Annotated in this window: 16 protein-coding genes; 8 read left to right on the plus strand and 8 right to left on the minus strand. The window is 63.1% G+C overall.

Going from position 1 to position 17,623, the window contains the following annotated elements; all coding sequences use genetic code 11:
* The first annotated feature begins 621 nt into the window (after positions 1-621).
* The 3 genes from dalD (at position 622) to AWB76_RS17165 (ending at position 5,362) form a co-directional block, all read left to right on the plus strand.
* Positions 622-2,001, plus strand: a complete 1,380-nt coding sequence (gene dalD, locus AWB76_RS17155; protein ID WP_061161341.1) for a D-arabinitol 4-dehydrogenase — start codon at positions 622-624, stop codon at positions 1,999-2,001.
* Positions 2,002-2,185: 184 nt separating this feature from the next.
* Positions 2,186-3,667 carry a xylulokinase gene (xylB, locus tag AWB76_RS17160; RefSeq protein ID WP_061161342.1) on the plus strand — a complete coding sequence of 494 codons (1,482 nt, stop codon included), beginning with the start codon at positions 2,186-2,188 and terminating at the stop codon, positions 3,665-3,667.
* A 747-nt stretch (positions 3,668-4,414) separates the two neighbouring features.
* Entirely contained in the window at positions 4,415-5,362 is a 948-nt protein-coding gene (locus AWB76_RS17165; RefSeq protein WP_061161343.1) for a sugar-binding transcriptional regulator, read from the plus strand.
* Positions 5,363-5,366: 4 nt separating this feature from the next.
* Here the strand turns inward: AWB76_RS17165 and AWB76_RS17170 are convergent, their stop codons facing one another.
* The 7 genes from AWB76_RS17170 to AWB76_RS17200 all read right to left on the minus strand — a co-directional run bounded on the left by AWB76_RS17170 (position 5,367) and on the right by AWB76_RS17200 (position 12,454).
* Entirely contained in the window at positions 5,367-6,218 is an 852-nt protein-coding gene (locus AWB76_RS17170; RefSeq protein WP_061161344.1) for an MOSC domain-containing protein, read from the minus strand.
* Between the two features lie 126 nt (positions 6,219-6,344).
* Positions 6,345-7,481: an ABC transporter ATP-binding protein gene (locus AWB76_RS17175; RefSeq protein ID WP_061161345.1), complete on the minus strand. Its 1,137-nt coding sequence runs from the start codon at positions 7,479-7,481 to the stop codon at positions 6,345-6,347.
* Between the two features lie 45 nt (positions 7,482-7,526).
* Complete coding sequence (locus tag AWB76_RS17180) at positions 7,527-8,240, minus strand: HAD family hydrolase (RefSeq protein ID WP_061161346.1); 714 nt, start codon at positions 8,238-8,240, stop codon at positions 7,527-7,529.
* 10 nt (positions 8,241-8,250) lie between these two features.
* Positions 8,251-9,102: a carbohydrate ABC transporter permease gene (locus AWB76_RS17185; protein ID WP_061161347.1), complete on the minus strand. Its 852-nt coding sequence runs from the start codon at positions 9,100-9,102 to the stop codon at positions 8,251-8,253.
* Positions 9,099-10,037, minus strand: a complete 939-nt coding sequence (locus AWB76_RS17190) for a carbohydrate ABC transporter permease (protein ID WP_061161348.1) — start codon at positions 10,035-10,037, stop codon at positions 9,099-9,101. Before AWB76_RS17190 ends, AWB76_RS17185 begins: the two co-directional genes overlap by 4 nt.
* A 63-nt stretch (positions 10,038-10,100) precedes the next feature.
* Positions 10,101-11,468: an ABC transporter substrate-binding protein gene (locus AWB76_RS17195; protein WP_096031320.1), complete on the minus strand. Its 1,368-nt coding sequence runs from the start codon at positions 11,466-11,468 to the stop codon at positions 10,101-10,103.
* 212 nt (positions 11,469-11,680) lie between these two features.
* Positions 11,681-12,454 carry an L-iditol 2-dehydrogenase gene (locus tag AWB76_RS17200; RefSeq protein WP_061161349.1) on the minus strand — a complete coding sequence of 258 codons (774 nt, stop codon included), beginning with the start codon at positions 12,452-12,454 and terminating at the stop codon, positions 11,681-11,683.
* A gap of 81 nt (positions 12,455-12,535) precedes the next feature.
* Between AWB76_RS17200 and AWB76_RS17205 the strand changes: the two genes are divergently transcribed.
* The 5 genes from AWB76_RS17205 to AWB76_RS17225 all read left to right on the plus strand — a co-directional run bounded on the left by AWB76_RS17205 (position 12,536) and on the right by AWB76_RS17225 (position 16,075).
* Positions 12,536-12,883 carry a hypothetical protein gene (locus tag AWB76_RS17205; RefSeq protein ID WP_061161350.1) on the plus strand — a complete coding sequence of 116 codons (348 nt, stop codon included), beginning with the start codon at positions 12,536-12,538 and terminating at the stop codon, positions 12,881-12,883.
* Positions 12,884-13,000: 117 nt separating this feature from the next.
* A complete protein-coding gene (locus AWB76_RS17210; RefSeq protein WP_061161351.1) occupies positions 13,001-13,459 on the plus strand; it encodes a Fur family transcriptional regulator in 459 nt (152 codons plus the stop codon).
* A 41-nt stretch (positions 13,460-13,500) separates the two neighbouring features.
* Positions 13,501-14,382 (plus strand): metal ABC transporter solute-binding protein, encoded by an 882-nt coding sequence (locus AWB76_RS17215; RefSeq protein WP_061161352.1) that lies wholly within the window; start codon positions 13,501-13,503, stop codon positions 14,380-14,382.
* Entirely contained in the window at positions 14,379-15,278 is a 900-nt protein-coding gene (locus AWB76_RS17220; RefSeq protein WP_061161515.1) for an ATP-binding cassette domain-containing protein, read from the plus strand. Before AWB76_RS17215 ends, AWB76_RS17220 begins: the two co-directional genes overlap by 4 nt.
* A gap of 8 nt (positions 15,279-15,286) precedes the next feature.
* Complete coding sequence (locus tag AWB76_RS17225) at positions 15,287-16,075, plus strand: metal ABC transporter permease (protein WP_061161353.1); 789 nt, start codon at positions 15,287-15,289, stop codon at positions 16,073-16,075.
* 689 nt (positions 16,076-16,764) lie between these two features.
* Here the strand turns inward: AWB76_RS17225 and fghA are convergent.
* The gene (fghA, locus tag AWB76_RS17230) at positions 16,765-17,613 is read right to left on the minus strand and encodes an S-formylglutathione hydrolase (protein ID WP_061161354.1); all 849 of its coding nucleotides are present in this window, start codon (positions 17,611-17,613) and stop codon (positions 16,765-16,767) included.
* Positions 17,614-17,623 lie beyond the last annotated feature (10 nt).

Genomic DNA, 17,623 nt, shown 5'->3' on the forward strand with positions numbered 1-17,623 from the left:
TGCTAACTCGTCCATCTCACTGCGTCCGCCACACGTTGGTTTCCCTTGCATGCCCGGCGGCAGCGCGTAGCGCTGTGCCGGAACTCTTTCGTGCTGAACCAGTGTGCTTAACGTTTTCGGGCGGCAGACCGTGCGCGATCCAAGCCGGGTCGGGCCTATGAGGGCACTTTTTAGGCGAGTGCCGCCGTGGACGAGAGAACTACCCAACGTGCGTGTGACCGCGGGCCTGAACGAGCTGCTTTCTTTGGTTACTTTCTTTGCAGCAGCAAAGAAAGTGACTGCCGCCCCGCACAGGGGCAGTGCTAATAGACCACAACGAAAACGGGATCCGGCGATCTAATTTTCCGCCTATCGTTAAGAGCGCCGAGAAGGATATCTGGCGAACACAAGCTATATCCGGGTAATTCCCGATCCACGCGTCGCGACCGAGACGTCCAAAACCCCATAAGGCGCACGAATTGCGCCACACCGCAGATGCCTTGACTTTCGCCCGAGCGAATACGATCATTCGATCACAGACAGAGCAAATGTTCACTTCACCCGCATTGGCCGCCATTGCGGGTCACTGCGACCAGCCGTCCGCGAAGAACGGGCGCACCGCCAATCAGAGGAAGAGACAACATGACTAGCGAAGCCAACGTGATCCTGCACATCGGCGCCGGGTCCTTTCATCGCGCGCATCAGGCGTGGTATCTGCATCGACTGAACGAGACGGGCGACACAAGCTGGTCGCTCGCCGTCGGCAATATTCGCGGCGACATGAACGCCGTGCTCGACGCCCTCGCCGCGCAAAACGGCGAATACACGCTCGAAACCGTCACGCCGAAGGGCGAGCGCGAGTACGAAACCATCCGCGCGATCAAAAAGGTCGTGCCGTGGTCGGCGGACCTGGCCGAACTCATCGCCGTGGGCGCGGACCCGAAGACGAAGATCGTGTCGTTCACCGTCACCGAAGGCGGCTATTACCTCGACGAGCACGACAAACTCGACACCGCGAACGCCGATCTCGCCGCCGACCTCAAAGGCGCAAAAACCACGATCTACGGCGCGCTCGCCGCGATCCTCGATGCGCGCATGAAGAACGGCGCGGGCAAAGTGTCGCTGCAGAACTGCGACAACCTGCGCAGCAACGGCGACCGCTTCAAGGCGGGCATGCTGGAGTTTCTGGAGCGGCGCGGCGAGACCGCGCTGCGCGACTGGATGATCGCGAACACATCGTGTCCGAACGCGATGGTCGACCGCATCACGCCGCGCCCGACGCCCGACGTCGCCGAGCGCGTGAAGGCCGCAACCGGCTTCGACGACAAAGCGCCGGTGATGGGCGAGAAGTTTATCCAGTGGGTGATCGAAGACAATTTCATCGCCGGGCGGCCCGCGTGGGAGAAGGTCGGCGCGGAAATGGTGGAATCGGTGCATCCGTACGAGGAGGCGAAAATACGCATCCTCAATGCGAGCCATAGCTGCATTGCGTGGGCGGGCACGCTCGTCGGCCTGCAATACATCCACGAAGGCACGCAGGACATGGAGATTCGCGCGCTCGCGGACGCCTACGTCACCGACGACGTCATTCCCTGCCTCACGCCGAGCCCGCTCGATCTGGCGAAGTATCGCGATGTCGTGCTCGACCGCTTCAGCAATCCGTACATCAAGGACACGAACCAGCGCGTCGCGGCCGACGGCTTCTCGAAGCTGCCGGGCTTCATCGCGCCGACGCTCTCCGAATGCTTCGCGCGCAAGGTCGATCCGGATTCGACCGCGATCCTGCCCGCGCTCTTCTTCCGCTTTCTCGAACGCTGGCACGAAGGCAAGCTGCCGTATGCGTATCAGGATGGCGTGATGGACCCGGCGGTCGCGCACGCGTTCTTCACGGCGCCCGATCCAGTCAAGGCGTTCACCGCCGACAAGCTCCTGTGGGGCAGCATGGCGCAGACCGAAGGGCTCGAGCGCGTGATGCGCAGCGCGATTTCGAAGGTCGATGCGTGGCTCGCCAATCGGCCATAAGCGCGACCATAACAGCGATGTTATCGCCACGTTAATCGCCAGCGTGAAGCGCGCGCCGCGCCGCTCGGGTAATGTGCTCATGGCGCGCCGTCGTGCATGGCGTTAAATTAGCGCCTCCCGCTGAATTGGCGTCACGCCTGGTTTCCGGCCGGGCTCGATCCCGGCAACGACAAAGGGTCCGTTCATGTACTTAGGCATCGACCTCGGCACCTCCGAAGTGAAAGTGCTGCTGCTCGCGAGCGACGGCAGCGTCATCGGCACGGCGGGCACGCCGTTCACCGTATCGCGTCCGAAGCCGCGCTGGTCGGAGCAGAATCCGCTCGACTGGTGGGAAGGCACGCGCGCCGCGCTCTTCAAGCTGCGCGAGAAGTTTCCCGATGCGTTCTCGCAGGTGCGCGGCATCGGCCTCTCCGGTCAGATGCACGGCGCGGTGCTGCTCGACTCGCAGGACAACGTGCTGCGCCCCGCGATCCTCTGGAACGACATGCGCAGCGACAAGGAATGCGCCGAGCTTTACGAACGCGCGCCGAACCTTCACGAGATCGCCGGCAATCTGGCAATGCCCGGTTTCACCGCGCCGAAGCTGCTCTGGGTGGCACACAACGAGCCGGAGATTTTCAAGCAGACCGCCTGCGTGCTGTTGCCGAAGGATTATCTGCGCATGCATCTGACGGGCACGAAGGTATCCGATCCATCGGATGCCGCGGGCACGCTCTGGCTCGATGTCGCGCGCCGCGACTGGTCCGACGAGTTGCTCGCCGCGTGCAGCATGTCGCGCCAGCAGATGCCGTCGCTTGCGGAGGGCAGCGAGCCGTCGGGCACGTTGCGGCCGGAGCTTGCGCGCGAATTCGGTTTGCGCGAAGGCGTGATCGTCGCGGCGGGCGGCGGCGACAATGCCGCGAGCGCGGTGGGCATCGGCGCGACCGATCCGGGCGATGGCTTTTTGTCGCTCGGCACATCGGGCGTGCTGTGCGTGATCGGCGATCGTTTCCGGCCGAACCCGGCGTCGGCGGTGCATGCGTTTTGTCACGCGATTCCGGATCGGTGGCATCAGATGAGCGTGGTGCTGTCCGCGGCGAGTTGCCTGCGCTGGGTGTGCAAGCTGACATCGACGGATGAGCCGACCTTGCTGGCCGAGATCGAAGCATTGCCTGCCGATGTGCTGCCTTCGGCGCCTTTGTTCCTGCCGTATCTGAGCGGCGAGCGCACGCCGCACAACGATCCGTACGCGCAGGGCGTGTTCTTCGGGATGACGCACGCGACCGATCGTGCGCTGCTCGGCTATTCGGTGCTGGAAGGCGTGACGCTTTCGCTGACGGATGGCCTCGACGCGCTGGAATCGGCGGGTACGCAGGCGCGGGCTTTGTCGATGCTCGGCGGCGGTGCGCGCAGCGCGTACTGGGCGCAGATGTTCGCCGATGCCTTCGATACCCCGACGCGCACGCACGGCGGCGGCGAGACCGGGGCGGCGCTCGGCGCAGCGCGGCTGGGGTGGCTTGCGGCCGGCGGCGATCCTTCGACCGTCCTTGCCAAGCCTGAAATCAAGCAGGAATTCACGCCGGATGCCGGGCGGCATGAGTTGCTGCGGCAGCGGTTGAAAGGGTTTCGGGAGTTGTATCAGCATGTCAGGCCGTTGTTTGATCCCGCGCGGCCTCGGTTGGCTTGATTTTGTGGTGCTGCTGGGCTTTTATGGAACGTACGGGTTTGCTAGTTTTGTTGGTGGTGGGTCCCGGTTTCTTTGTGGTCTATTAGCACTGCCCCTATGCGGGGCGGCAGTCACTTTCTTTGCTGCTGCAAAGAAAGTAACCAAAGAAAGCAGCTCGTTCAGGCCCGCGGTCACACGCACGTTGGGTAGTTCTCTCGTCCACGGCGGCACTCGCCTAAAGAGTGCCCTCGAAGGACTAACCGGGCTTGGCTCGCGCACGGTCTGACAAGCTATTCGTTTCAGGGCGCTGGTTCAGCACGAAAGTGTTCCGGCACAGCGCTGCGCGCTGCCGCCGGGTATGCAAGGGAAACCAACGGGACGCATGTGCGGTGAGATGGAAGCGTTAGCGAAAAAGCCTGGACGGACCCGATTGACCCATCGGTCGCGAAGCGGGCCGGAGCTATTTGGTGCTGAACCGGTTTGCTGTGCGGTGCGATGTGGCAGACCGTGCGCGAGCCAAGCCCGGTTGGGCCTTTGAGGGCGACACTTAGGCGAGTGCCGCCTGGGACGAGAGAACTACCCAAATTGCGTGTGACCGCGGGCCTGAGAAGCTGCTTTCTTTGGTTACTTTCTTTGCAGCAGCAAAGAAAGTGACTGCCGCCCCGCACAGGGGCAGTGCTAATAGACCAAAAAGAAAACGGGACCCAGCGACAAAAATAAACCACCTCCACAACCCCCAAAGAAACCAAAGCAAAAAAACCAAACACAGTGCCCAAATCCACCGAAAAACTTGATCTCGCGACGCGCGCAGCGTGGCTCTACTACGTCGCCGGCAACACCCAAAACGAGATCGCCGAAAAGCTGCAGATCTCGCGTCCGGTGGCGCAGCGGCTCGTCGCGTTCGCGGTCGAAAAGAACCTGATCCGCGTCCGCGTCGATCATCGCATCGCGGATTGTCTGTCGCTCGCGAAAGCGCTCAGCGACCGCTACGGTCTCGCGATGTGCGAAGTCGTGCCCATCGACGGCGATGCGCCCGAACAGGTCGACCGCAAGCTCGCCGTCGCGGGCGCGCAGGTCATGGAGCGCTATCTGCTCGAAGAAAAGCCGCTCGTCGTGTCGATCGGCAGCGGGCGCACGTTGAAGGCGTGCGTCGCGCAGATTGGGCAGATCGATCGGCCGCAGCATCGCTTCGTGTCGATGGTCGGCGCAATCGCGCAGGATGGCTCGTCGAACCGCTATGACGTCGCGCAGCAGCTATCGGAGAAAACCGGCGGCAAGCACTTCATGCTGCCCGCGCCGCTCATGGCCGATAGCGTCGCCGAGCGCGAGCAATGGGTCAGTCACCGGCTGTATCGAATCGTCGGCGAGCTGGCGCAGCAGGCGGACGTGGCGTTCGTCGGCATCGGCAATGTGGGCGTGAATTGCCCGCTGCATCAGGACGGCTTCATCACACGCACGGAAGTCGACGAAATGATGTCGGCGGGCGCGGTCGCCGAATGGCTCGGCCTGCCGATCGATGGCGACGGCCGACGCGTACAGTCGAAGACCGGCGCGCGCGCGACGAGCCTCGAACTCGACTCGCCACCGAAGCGCCCGACGATCGGCTTCGCCGGCGGCGAGCGCAAGCGCGAGGCGCTGATCGCGGCGCTGAAGGGAAAATGGCTGTCGGGACTCGTGACCGACGAGCTATGTGCGAAAGCGGCGCTCGAAGCCTGACGGCTCAGAAGTCGATTTCGGCTTCGACTTCCTGCCCGACTTCCAGCGCGACGCCCTCGCCTTCCAGGATGATCGCGTTCTTGCCGAAAGTGAGCGCGCCGTCGAACTGATCGCTGCCGCGATACGCGCTCATCGTGTCGAGCGGCTCATGCGGCCATGCCGGATTCGGCGCGCCCGTGTCCTGATCGATCGACGGAATCGGGCAGCGCGTGCAGAGCTTTACAAGCCGCAACTGCACGTCGCCGATGCGCATTTCGCCGACGTAGTCCTCTTCGTAGGCATCGAGTCCTTCGATCACGAGATTCGGACGAAAGCGATTCGCCGCGATGCCCGGCGCGCCTTTCACCGACAAGCGCGCATTCAGATCGTCGAGCGATGCCTGCCCGACCACCAGCAACGGAAACTGATCCGCGAAACGCGTGTGCGTGGCGTGCGGCGCGGTCCATTCGTCGCTGACATCGCGACGCGACGACGGCGCGAATCGCGCAAGACGCGCGGGCGCACCGAGGAACGCGCTGAACCATTGCGCGGTGTGCTCGCCCGTGTCGAGCGCATCGACCGTGTCGCGCCAGACCGTTGCGCGCATCGGCTTCGCATCCACGAGCGATTCGGCGCGCAAGGGCGTGCGCAGCGTCGGCATGCCGGGCGCATCGATGACGAGATCGCCGGCATCGAACGCGGTGCGGATCAGCGCCATGCGCGCATGCGAGCGCTGCGTGAACATGCCGCCGGCCGGGTCGGTCACCATCCAGTGACGATCGTATTCGAGGCCGGTTTCGAAAAGCATCGCGCGACGCAGGGAAATGCCCGCGCAGGACTTGATCGGATAGACGAAGAGTTCGTTCAGGACGGGCATGGCGATATCGGGGAATCGGCGCCGGTCATCGGATGTGGCCGGTCAGAACCGGGATTATCCTACGCACCAAAAAAACACGGCGCCGTCCTCTCGAACGGCGCCGCGTCTGCCAGATTTGCAAAACCCTTAAGCCGCCGTCGCATGCTCCCGCATCCACGAATCGACGACCTTGCGCGTATAAGCCTGCCCTTCCGCATTGAACAAATGGCAATGCTCCGGCGACGCGCCGAGCTTCAGCTTCTCCCCGCGCGCGTGCTTCTCCAGCGGCGGAATGCGCGAGATCAAACCATCCGGCGCGACTTCGGTTTCCGCGTACAGATACGCCGCATCGCCGAGCGTTTCGACGGTCATCGCCGTCGCGGAAAGGCCGTAATCGCCCGCTTCCGCCGAATTCGGCTGCAGATGCTCGGGACGAACGCCGACCGTCACCGCATCGCCCGGCTTCGCGTTGCCCGGCAGCACGCCGACGAGTTGCGTCTCGCCCGTCGCGTACTTCACGAGCACGCCGTCGCTCTGAATCTGCGCGATCGTGCCCGACAGAAAGTTCATCTTCGGCGAGCCGATGAAACCCGCGACGAAACGGTTCGCCGGCGCGTGATACAGCGCGTTCGGCGTGCCGACCTGCTCGATGTTCCCCGCCGACAGCACGACGATCTTGTCCGCGAGCGTCATCGCTTCGACCTGATCGTGGGTCACGTAGATCATCGTCGTCTTGAGGTCGTCGTGCAGGCGCGCGAATTCCAGGCGCATCTTCACGCGCAATGCGGCGTCGAGATTCGAGAGCGGTTCGTCGAAGAGAAAGACCTTCGGTTTGCGCGTGATCGCGCGCCCGATCGCCACGCGCTGACGCTGCCCGCCCGAAAGCTGCTTCGGCTTGCGATCGAGCAGATGGTCGATGTGCAGAATCTTCGCGGCGTTTTTCACGGCGGCATCGATGGCCGGCTTCTTCTCGCCGGCGAGCTTGAGGCCGAACGCCATGTTGTCGTAGAGCGTCATGTGCGGATAGAGCGCGTACGACTGGAACACCATCGCGATGCCGCGTTTCGCGGGCGCCAGTTCGTTCACGCGCGCGTTGTCGATCATCAGATCGCCGCCGCTGATGTCTTCGAGACCCGCGATCATGCGCATCAATGTCGACTTGCCGCAGCCCGACGGGCCCACGAACACGACGAACTCGCCGTCGTTAATATCGAGGTTGATGTTGCGCATCACCTCGGTTTCTTCATAACGCTTGCTGATGTTGCGCAGTGTCAGGCTAGCCATGGTGTGTGTCTCCAGTCTTCATTAGCGATGCGATGAACGCCGTCGCTATCTGAGTTCGAACGTCGCGTTCTGCAGCCATTGCTCGACGAGCGCAGGCAGCCGCGTCATGTCGTCGAATACCACGTGCGCGCCCGCTTTTTCGAGCGCGCCAATCTGTCCTCCGGTCGCGTGTCCGCCGCCGATGAAACCGAGCACCGGCATGCCCGCCGCCCGCGCCGCCGTCACGCCGGTCACGCTGTCTTCGACGACGAGGCAGCGCAGGGGATCGATGCGCATCGCGCGCGCCGCCGCGAGATACACGTCGGGCGCGGGCTTCGGGTTCGCGACCATGTCCGCGCAAAAACGCCGCTCGCCGAAGAAGCGTTGCAGGCCCGTGCGCTGAAGGACGGCATCGACATAGGTGGAAAAGCTGTTGCTCGCGCACGCCTTCGTGAACGGAACGGCCGCGAGCGCCTCGGCAATGCCCGGCACGGCCGGCGCCTCGATCGCCGCCGCTTCGACCGCGCGCCGGATCGCGACGACCTGATCGTGCGTCAGCGTGCGGTTCACCGTATCGGCGGCGCTCGCGAGCACGGCCTCGATGCGCAGGCCGAGCAGCGGCATCACGACCGGCGCGACATCGACGCCCGGCCACAGCGCCTGCAATTCGCTCACAAGCATGCGCGCCGCCACCGCTTCGCTGTCGATCAGCACGCCGTCGCAATCGCAGATCAGCAGGCGATCTTCGACGTTGGCCTCTCTGGATGGAGTGAGATTCACGAGAGCGTCCTCACTTCACCGCGCCAAACGTCAGGCCGCGAACAAGCTGCTTCTGCGAGACCCAGCCGACGATGAGAATCGGCGCGACCGCGAGCAGCGAAGCCGCCGAGAGCTTGGCCCAGAACAAGCCTTCCGGACTCGAATACGACGCGATGAACACCGTCAGCGGCGCCGCGTTCGAGCTCGACAGGTTGATGCTCCAGAACGCCTCGTTCCACGACAGGATGATGAGCAAGAGACCCGTCGATGCGAGACCGGGCAACGCCATCGGCATCAGCAGATAGACGATTTCCTGCCACGTCGTCGCGCCGTCGATACGGCCCGCTTCCAGAATGTCCTTCGGCACTTCGTTGAAGTACGTGTAGGCCATCCATACGGCAATCGGCAGATTGATCAGCGTGTAGACGATGATGAGCCCGGACACCGTATCGAGCAGGCCCGTGTTCTTCCACAGCAGATAGATCGGCACGAGCACGCCGACCGACGGCATCATCTTGGTCGACAGCATCCACAGCAGCACCGACTGCGTTTTCTTGGTCGGGAAGAAGGCCATCGCGTAGGCGCACGGCACGGCCAGAATCAGGCAGAGCAGCGTGACGCCGACCGAGATCAGCACCGAATTCCACGCGAAGCCGAAGTAATTGCTGCGCGCGAACACCTCGCGGAAGCTGTCGAGCGTCGGCGTGAAGAAGAGCGACGACGAATACGCCTGCTGCTCGGTCTTGAACGCGGTGATCGTCATCCAGAAGATCGGGAAGAACAGCAGGATGGAAAAGATCCACGCGACGATGCCAGGCACCACGTTCTTCACGTGACCGAGCGCGGTGGTCCGCGGACGGCCGTTGACCGATTGCGTGCTCATGACTCGTACTCCCCTTTGAGGTTCTTCGCGAGCATTCTCACGAGGAAGAACGCGACGATATTGGCGAGAATCACCGCGAGAATGCCGCCCGCCGATGCCAGACCGACGTCGAACTGCTGCAGGCCGAGCGCGTAGATCAGGTACGACAGATTGGTGGTCGCGGTGCCGGGGCCGCCGCCCGTCGTCGTATAGATTTCCGCGAAGATCGACAGCAGGAAGATGGTTTCCATCATCACGACGACGGCGACCGCGCGCCTCAGATGCGGCAGCGTGATGAAGAAGAACATCGCGAACGGGCCCGCGCCGTCGATGCGCGCCGCTTCCTTCTGTTCCTGGTCGAGCGACTGGATCGCCGTGAAGAGAATAAGGAACGCGAACGGCAGCCACTGCCACGCGACGATCACGATCACCGCGAAGAGCGGATAGTCGGCGAACCAGTCGATTGGCTGCATGCCCATCGAACGCATCAGGCTGGCGATGAGGCCGTACACCGGATGCAGGATCATGTTCTTCCAGATGAGCGCGGAGACCGTCGGCATCACGAAGAACGGCGCGATCACGAGCAGACGCGCGATGCCCTGGCCGAAGAACTTGCGATCGAACAGCACGGCGAGCAGCACGCCGCCCACGACCGTGATGACGAGCACCGAGATGATCAGCGTCAGCGTGTGGCCGATGGACGGCCCGAACGCCGGATCGGTGACGAGGAACTCGAAGTTGTCGAAGCCCGCGAAACCTTTGACATCGGGATTCAGCAGGTTGTAGCGCGAGAACGAAAACCAGATCGTCATCGCGAGCGGAATGGCCATCCACAGGAAGAGCAGTCCGGTCGAAGGCGAGATCAGCCATCGCACTGACTTCGCGCGCCGCTTGTCGCGTTCGGCGGCGGACTCCTCCAGATGATGATCGGTGATGGGGGGATTCAGTTGACTCATCGTTTCACCTCTCGATGATGCTTCGCGGGCCGCATCAGGCGACGCGGCCCGTCACGACAACAATTACTTCTGATAACCCGCCTGCTTCACGGCGCGATCCGCCGCCGCGTTCGCGGCCTTCAGCGCGTTATCGACGCTCGTCTGACCGGCGACGACACCCGCGATCGACTGGCCGACCACCGTGCCGAACGACTGGAACTCCGGAATACCGACGAACTGGATGCCGCTATACGGCACCTTGTGCAGCGTCGCGTCGTTCGGATCGGCGGTTTCGATCGCCTTCAGCACGAAGTCGCCGAACGGCGCGGCCTGCTTGTACTCGGGGCGCGCGTAAGTCGACTTGCGCGTGCCCGGCGGCACCGAGGCCCAGCCCTCGTCCTTGCCGACCATCTCGATGTATTCCTTCGACGTCGCCCACGCGGCGAACTTCTTCGCGGCGTCCTGCTGCTTCGACGTCTTCGGAATCGCGAGCGACCACGACCACAGCCAGTGCGAGCCCTTCGGCGTGACGGCGATCGGCGCGGCCGCGAAACCGATCTTGTCCGACACCTGCGACTGCGACTTGTTGTAGAGCATGCCTGCGGCGACGGTCGCGTCGATCCACATCGCGCACTTGCCGGAGGACATCAGCGTGAGATTCTCGTTGAAGCCGTTCGAGCTCGCTCCCGGCGGGCCGTCGCTCTTCAGCAGATCGGCGTAGAAGCCGACCGCCTTCTTCCACTCGGGCGTGTCGAGCTGCGCCTGCCACTTCTCGTTGAACCACTCGCCGCCGAACGTGTTCACGACCGTCGACACGAACGCCATGTTCTCGCCCCAGCCCGCCTTGCCGCGCAGGCAGATGCCGTACTGGCCTTTGGACTTGTCGGTGAGCTTGTCGGCGAACTGCTTGATCTGGTCGTAGGTCGGCTGATCCGGCATCTTCAGGCCCGCGGCCTGGAACAGATCCTTGCGGTAGTACGTCATCGAACTTTCGACGTAGAAGGGCAGCGCATACAGCACGCCGCCCGACGAGAGGCCGTCACGCGCGGTCTTCACGACATCGTCGAGATCGTAGTTGGCGGGCAGGCCGGTCATCGGCGAAAGCCAGCCGCGCTTGCCCCACTGCGGCGCCTCGTAGGTGCCGATGGTGATCACGTCGAACTGGCCGCTGTTCGTGGTGATGTCGGTGGTCGCGCGCTGGCGCAGCACGTTCTCTTCGAGAATCACCCACTTGAGCTGGATGTCCGGATTGGCCTTTTCGAACGCCGGCGCGAGCTTCTTCAGCTCGATCATGTCCGGGTTGTTCAAGGTTGCGATGGTGATGGTCGTCGCCGCATGCGCCGCGAGCGGCACGAGCGCCGCTGCCGCGAGCGCGGCGGACAGCGCCCCGGTCACGAACGGAGCGCGGCGCGCGCGCGGTTGTGCTCGAACGATGCGTTGAGTGCGTTTCATTTGAGTTTGTCTCCTTTTTGTTGGCACGGGCGCCGCGATGGTCTCGCTGCTTGACCGCACGCGCCGTGGATGCCGCTGCCTGCTTTTGAGGGTGCGCGATCGTGGATCGCGTGTTGCCGGGGTTATCCTTTGCCGCACTTGCCTTCGTCGCCGTGGCGCCATCGACTCGACGCCGTTTCACTATAGACGGTGCTGCACGCGAGTGCGGTACATCAACTCATCCAGTTGCCGCCGTCGACGTTGATCGTCTGCGCAGTGATGTAGTCCGAATCCGATGACGCCAGAAAGAGCGCCGCGCCCGTCAGATCGCCCGGCACGCCCATGCGCCCGAGCGGCACTTCCTCGCCGACGAGCCGCTTCTTCTCGCCGAGCGGACGATTCTCGTAACGCGCGAAGAGCGCATCGACTTCTTTCCACATCGGGGTATCGACGACGCCCGGCGCGATGCCGTTCACGTTGATGCGCTCTTTGGCGAGCGCGAGCGCCGCCGATTGCGTGTAGCTGATCACCGCGGCCTTGGTCGCGCAGTAATGCGACACGAGCGCTTCGCCGCGCCGTCCGGCCTGCGATGACATATTGATGATCTTGCCGCCGCGCCCCTGCTCCACCATGCGTTGGGCGACGGCCTGCATCAGGAAGAACATGCCTTTGACATTGACCGCGAAGAGGCGGTCGTAGACGTCCCAGGATTCGTCGAGGATCGGGCGCATGTCGAAGAGCGCCGCGTTGTTGAAGAGAATGTCGATGCCGCCGAAACGCTCGACGGTACTCGAAACGATGCGCGCGATATCTTCGCGCTGCGTGACGTCGGCCTTGAGCGCGAGCACGCGCGCGGAGACGTCCGCGAAGCGCCGGGCCATGTCGTCTTCGTTCTTTACGTCGACGACGACGACGTTCGCCCCTTCCTCCAGATAGCGCCGCGCGACCGCTTCGCCGATGCCGCTCGCGGCGCCCGTGATGATCGCGACCTTGTCTTTCAGTCTCACCGATGTCTCCGATTCTTTCGCTTCGCTCTTCGCGGGTGAGCGAACGCTCCGCGAATGAACAATTGCTCTCTGTTTGATCGAATGATCGGCGCTGCGCGTGATCGTGTCAAGGCATCGGCACAGGTTTCGATGTTGCGACGCGCAAACGTCAAAAAACCTCGGGAAAACCCGTCTGGCAAAGGCGTTTGGATACGCGTGTTCGATGTTTCGCCTGCGGGCAAGAAACGGCTCGTCGCGCTCGCGTGGCGCAGGACGCCCTTTCGCACCGAACCCGATACCAACGACGCGCCCGACGACACCGACCTCGCGTTCGGCCTCCCCGATGGCTCGGTGAAATGGCGAAACAAAGCGGCCTTCCTGAAGGCCTGGAATATCGACCTCGACGCGCGAAGCTTGTCCGGCGCCGAAGCGAAACACACACCGTCGTGACACTCCACGTGCATCCGTCGACGATACGTTATATCATCTCGGAAACATCCGACGAGCGCTCCGCGCGCTCGTGCTTCAACCCTTTGCAGGGGCCGCGTCCGACGCGGCCGACATGACATGACCGCATCCGTCGAAACCATGCTGGCGCGCGCCGAAGCGCTCGCCGTCGAGCGCGGCGTCGCGCTCACGCCGCTTCGCCGTCAGGTTTATGAACTCGTGCTGAAGGCGCACAAGCCGATCGGTGCGTACGACCTCATCGACGCCATGGAGCCGCAGCGCGGCGCGCGCGTGCCGCCGACCACCGTCTATCGCGCGCTGGAGTTTCTCGTCGACAACGGCTTCGTGCACCGGATCGAATCGAAGAACGCGTTCATCGCGTGCTGCGATGCCGGCAAGCCGCACGAGAGCCAGTTCCTCATCTGCGACGAATGCGGCGAAACGCTCGAAATCCAGGGCCGCGAGCTCGCTTCGTCGCTGTCCGCGAGTCCGCCCGCGCACGGCTTTCAGGTGCATCACCAGGTCGTCGAATTGAGCGGACTGTGCGCCGATTGCCAGCGCAAGCATCGCGACGCCTGAGGCGCTTCGCCACGATAACAACGCATCCACAAAGGAAATCGATGAAATTCGCGCACGTCCTGACCTGCTTCGCCATCGCGCTCGGCTTCTGCAACGCGGCATCGGCGCAGACCGCGCGCGTGCCGGTGGTCGCGGCGGAGAACTTCTACGGCGACGTCATCCGCCAGCTCGGCGGCGACAACGTGCAGGTGACGAGCATCCTCAACAATCCGGACGAAGACCCGCATCTGTTCGAAGCCAGCCCGAAGACCGCGCGCGCGTTGCAGCAGGCCGCGCTCGTCGTCTATAACGGCGCGGACTACGATCCGTGGATGGACAAGCTGCTCGCGGCATCGAAGAGCAATGACAAGCGCACGGTGATCGCCGCGGCGAAGCTCGTCGGCAAGAAGGCCGGCGACAATCCGCACCTCTGGTACGACCCGGCGACGATGCCCGTCGTCGCGAAAGCGGTGAGCGCGTATCTCGTGAGCGCGGACCCGTCGCACAAGAGCGACTACGACGCGCGCCTCGCGGCCTTTCTCGATTCGATGAAGCCGATCGATGCGACCGTCGCCCGGATGAAGTCGCACTACAAGGGCGTGCCCGTCACGGCGACCGAGCCGGTGTTCGGCTATATGGCCGATGCGATCGGCTTCGAGATGCGCAACCAGCGCTTCCAGCTGGCGTCGATGAACGAGACCGAGCCGAGCCCCTCCGATATCGCCGCGTTCGAGAAGGATCTCCGCGAGCGCCGCGTGCACGTGCTCATCTACAACAGCCAGGCGACGGGCGCGCTGACGAAGCGTCTGCTCAACGTCGCGAAGGACGCGCATGTGCCGAGCATCAGCGTGACGGAGACTTTGCCCGCGAAGAAGACGTATCAGCAATGGATGCAGTCGCAGCTCGACGCGCTCGCGGGCGCGCTGCAAGGATGGCAACGATGAACGCGACGGTGACGACGCAAGCCGCGCTCGAAGTCGATCGGGTGACGCTCGCGCTCGGCGGGCGCGAGATTCTCAACGACACGAGCTTCACAGTCAAGAACGGCGAGTTCGTCGGCGTGCTCGGGCCGAACGGCGCGGGCAAGACCACGTTGATGCGCGCGCTGCTCGGGCTCGTGCCCGTGAAGAGCGGGACCATCCGCGTGAACGGCGAGGCGGTCGTGCGCGGCAATGCGTCGATCGGTTATATGCCGCAGATTCGCACGGGACTCGCGAACCGGCGCGTGCTCGGCCGTGATTTCGTCGCGATGGCGGCGGACGGTCATCGCTGGGGTTTGCCGCATCGTAACGCGCGCATCCGCGCCGATGTCGAGCGCGTGCTGGAGCTTGTCGGTGCGCATCAACTGGCTTCGCGTCCGTTGTCGGAGCTTTCCGGCGGCGAGCGCCAGCGTCTTTTGCTTGCGCAATGTCTGCTCGGCAATCCGCGTCTGCTTCTGCTCGACGAGCCGCTCATCAGCCTCGATCCGCGGCATCAGACGGGCGTCGTCGAACTTGTGCGGCGCGTGCAGCGCGAGTTGAACATCACCGTGCTGTTCTCGGCGCACGAACTTAATCCGCTGCTCAATTCGCTCGATCGCGTGCTTTATCTCGGCAGCGGCCGCGCGGCGCTCGGCACGGTCGATGAAGTCATCTCGAAGCCGGTGCTATCGCGTCTGTATGGCTCGCCCATCGACGTGATGCGCGTGAACGGCCGCATCTTCGTGATGTCGGGCGATGTCGAGATCGACAAGCTCGATCACGCGCACGAAGAAGGCGAGGAGCACGAACACGAACACGATCATGGCCATGAGCACGCTCATGATCACGGCCATAGCCATAGCCACAGCCACGTCAAATAGAAAGCGCAATGTTCGAATACGACTTCATGGTGAATGCATTCGCGGCGTCGGGGATCGTCGCGGTGCTGGCGGGGATCGTCGGGTACTTTCTCGTCTTGCGCGGACAGACGTTCGCGGGTCACGCGCTTTCGCACGTCGGGTTCACCGGCGCGACGGGCGCGGTGTTGCTCGGCATGCCGCCGCTTTGGGGGATGGTCGGGGTCACGCTCGCGGCAGGCGTCGGAATGGGCGCGCTCGGCGAGCGTCTCTCGGGACGCGATGTCGCCATCGGTGTGATTCTGTCGCTATCGCTTGGCTTTGGTTTGCTGTTTCTGCATTTCTTCACCGCGTATGCGACGCAGGCTACTGCGCTGCTCTTTGGCAATGTGCTCGGGGTGAGTCATGACACGCTTGTCGTGCTCGCCGGACTTGCGATCGTTAGCCTGGGCGCGCTTGGGTTCATCATGCGGCCGCTGCTTTTTGCGTCGTTGCAGCCTGAGCTCGCGGAGGCCAAAGGGGTGTCGTTGCGGCTCGTCTCCGTGCTGTTTCTTGCGATCACCGCGTTGGCGGTTGCGGCGTGCACGCAGATCGTCGGGGTGCTGCTCGTGTTCGCGTTGATGGTCGGGCCGGCGGCGGCTGCGCAGAATGTGACGACGCGGTTATCGTCAGGGTTCGTGCTTGCTGCACTTTTTGCGCTTGGGCAGGCTTGGGTTGGGCTTACGCTCGCTTATTACTCCGATTGGCCTACGAGCTTCTGGATCACTATGCTTGCCGCGCTGGTTTATGGTGTGAGTTTGATCGGGCGGCGGGGGCATTGAGGGTTTGGGTTTGGGTTTGGGTTTGGGGTGTCGCCGGATCCCGTTTTCTTTTTGGTCTATTTGCACTGCCCCTGTGCGGGGCGGCAGTCACTTTCTTTGCTGCTGCAAAGAAAGTAACCAAAGAAAGCAGCTCGATACGCCCGCGGTCACACGTAGTTTGGGTAGTTCTCTCGTCCGAGGCGGCACTCGCCTAAGTGTCGCCCTCGAAGGACTAACCGGGCTTGGATCGCGCACGGTCTGCCGCTTCGCACCGCTTCACTTGCTGGTTCAGCACCAATAGCTCCAGCCCGCTTCGCGGCCGATGGGTCAATCGGGACTGCACGTGCTTCTCTACTAGCACTTCCATCTCACTGCGTCTGCCACACGTTGGTTTCCCTTGCATGCCCGGCGGCAGCGCGCAGCGCTGTGCCGATGCTATTCGTGCCGAACCAGTGTGCTTAACGTTTTCGGGCGGCGGACCGTGCGCGATCCAAGCCCGGTTAGTCGTCCGAGGGCACTCTTTAGGCGAGTGCCGCCTAGGACGAGAGGACTACCCAACGTGCGTGTGACCGCGGGCCTCAAAAGCTGCTTTCTTTGGTTACTTTCTTTGCAGCAGCAAAGAAAGTGACTGCCGCCCCGCACAGGGGCAGCGCTAATAGACCACAAAGAAACCGGGACCCAGCGGGCAAAAAAAAACAAACCCAAAACCATCACCGACACAAAACCCGCGCATGATGCGCGACATGCTCCCCGACGAAGGTAGAGATAAAGAAGTACCCGTGATCATACCCATCATGCCGCCGCAAGACCAAACTGTGCCCAGCCGCAACAGCATTGCGCTCCAAAACATCGGGATACAACTGCTCGGCAAGAAACGGATCCGCCAGCCCTTGATCGACGAGAATACCGCCGTCAAACCGCGCCGCAGCATCGCCTTTGATCAGCTCGCTGGCATCGTAAAGCTTCCACGCTTCGCGATCATCCCCGAGATAGCCTGAAAACGCCTTCACACCCCAAGGACACATCGACGGCGCCGCGATCGGCGCGAACGCCGACACACTCCGATAAATATCCGGATGACGCAAAGCGAGCACGAGCGCTCCGTGCCCGCCCATCGAGTGGCCGAATATCCCGATCCGATCCTCACGCACCGGCAACTCGGCAAGCACCGTCTCACGCAACTCCTGCGTCACATACGAATACATGCGATAACGCCGCGCCCAAGGCTCACGCGTCGCATCGACATAAAAGCCCGCGCCAGCGCCGAAATCCCACGCATCCTTCTCGCCCGGAATATCCGCGCCGCGCGGCGAAGTATCCGGCGCGATCAACGCGATGCCGTGCTGCGCCGCGTAACGCTGCGCGCCCGCCTTGATCGGGAACGTCTCTTCCGTGCACGTCAGACCGGCGAGATAAAACAGCGCCGGCACTTTCGACGACGACGCAGCAGCCGGCAAAAAGACCGAAAAGCGCATCGGCAAACCGATGACCTGCGATTCGTGCCGATAGATACGCTGCACGCCATCGAAACAACGATGTTCTTCCACGAGTTCCAGCATCGCGTTGTCC

This window comes from Caballeronia temeraria (genome assembly GCF_001544795.2).
Classification (GTDB): Bacteria; Pseudomonadota; Gammaproteobacteria; order Burkholderiales; family Burkholderiaceae; genus Caballeronia; species Caballeronia temeraria.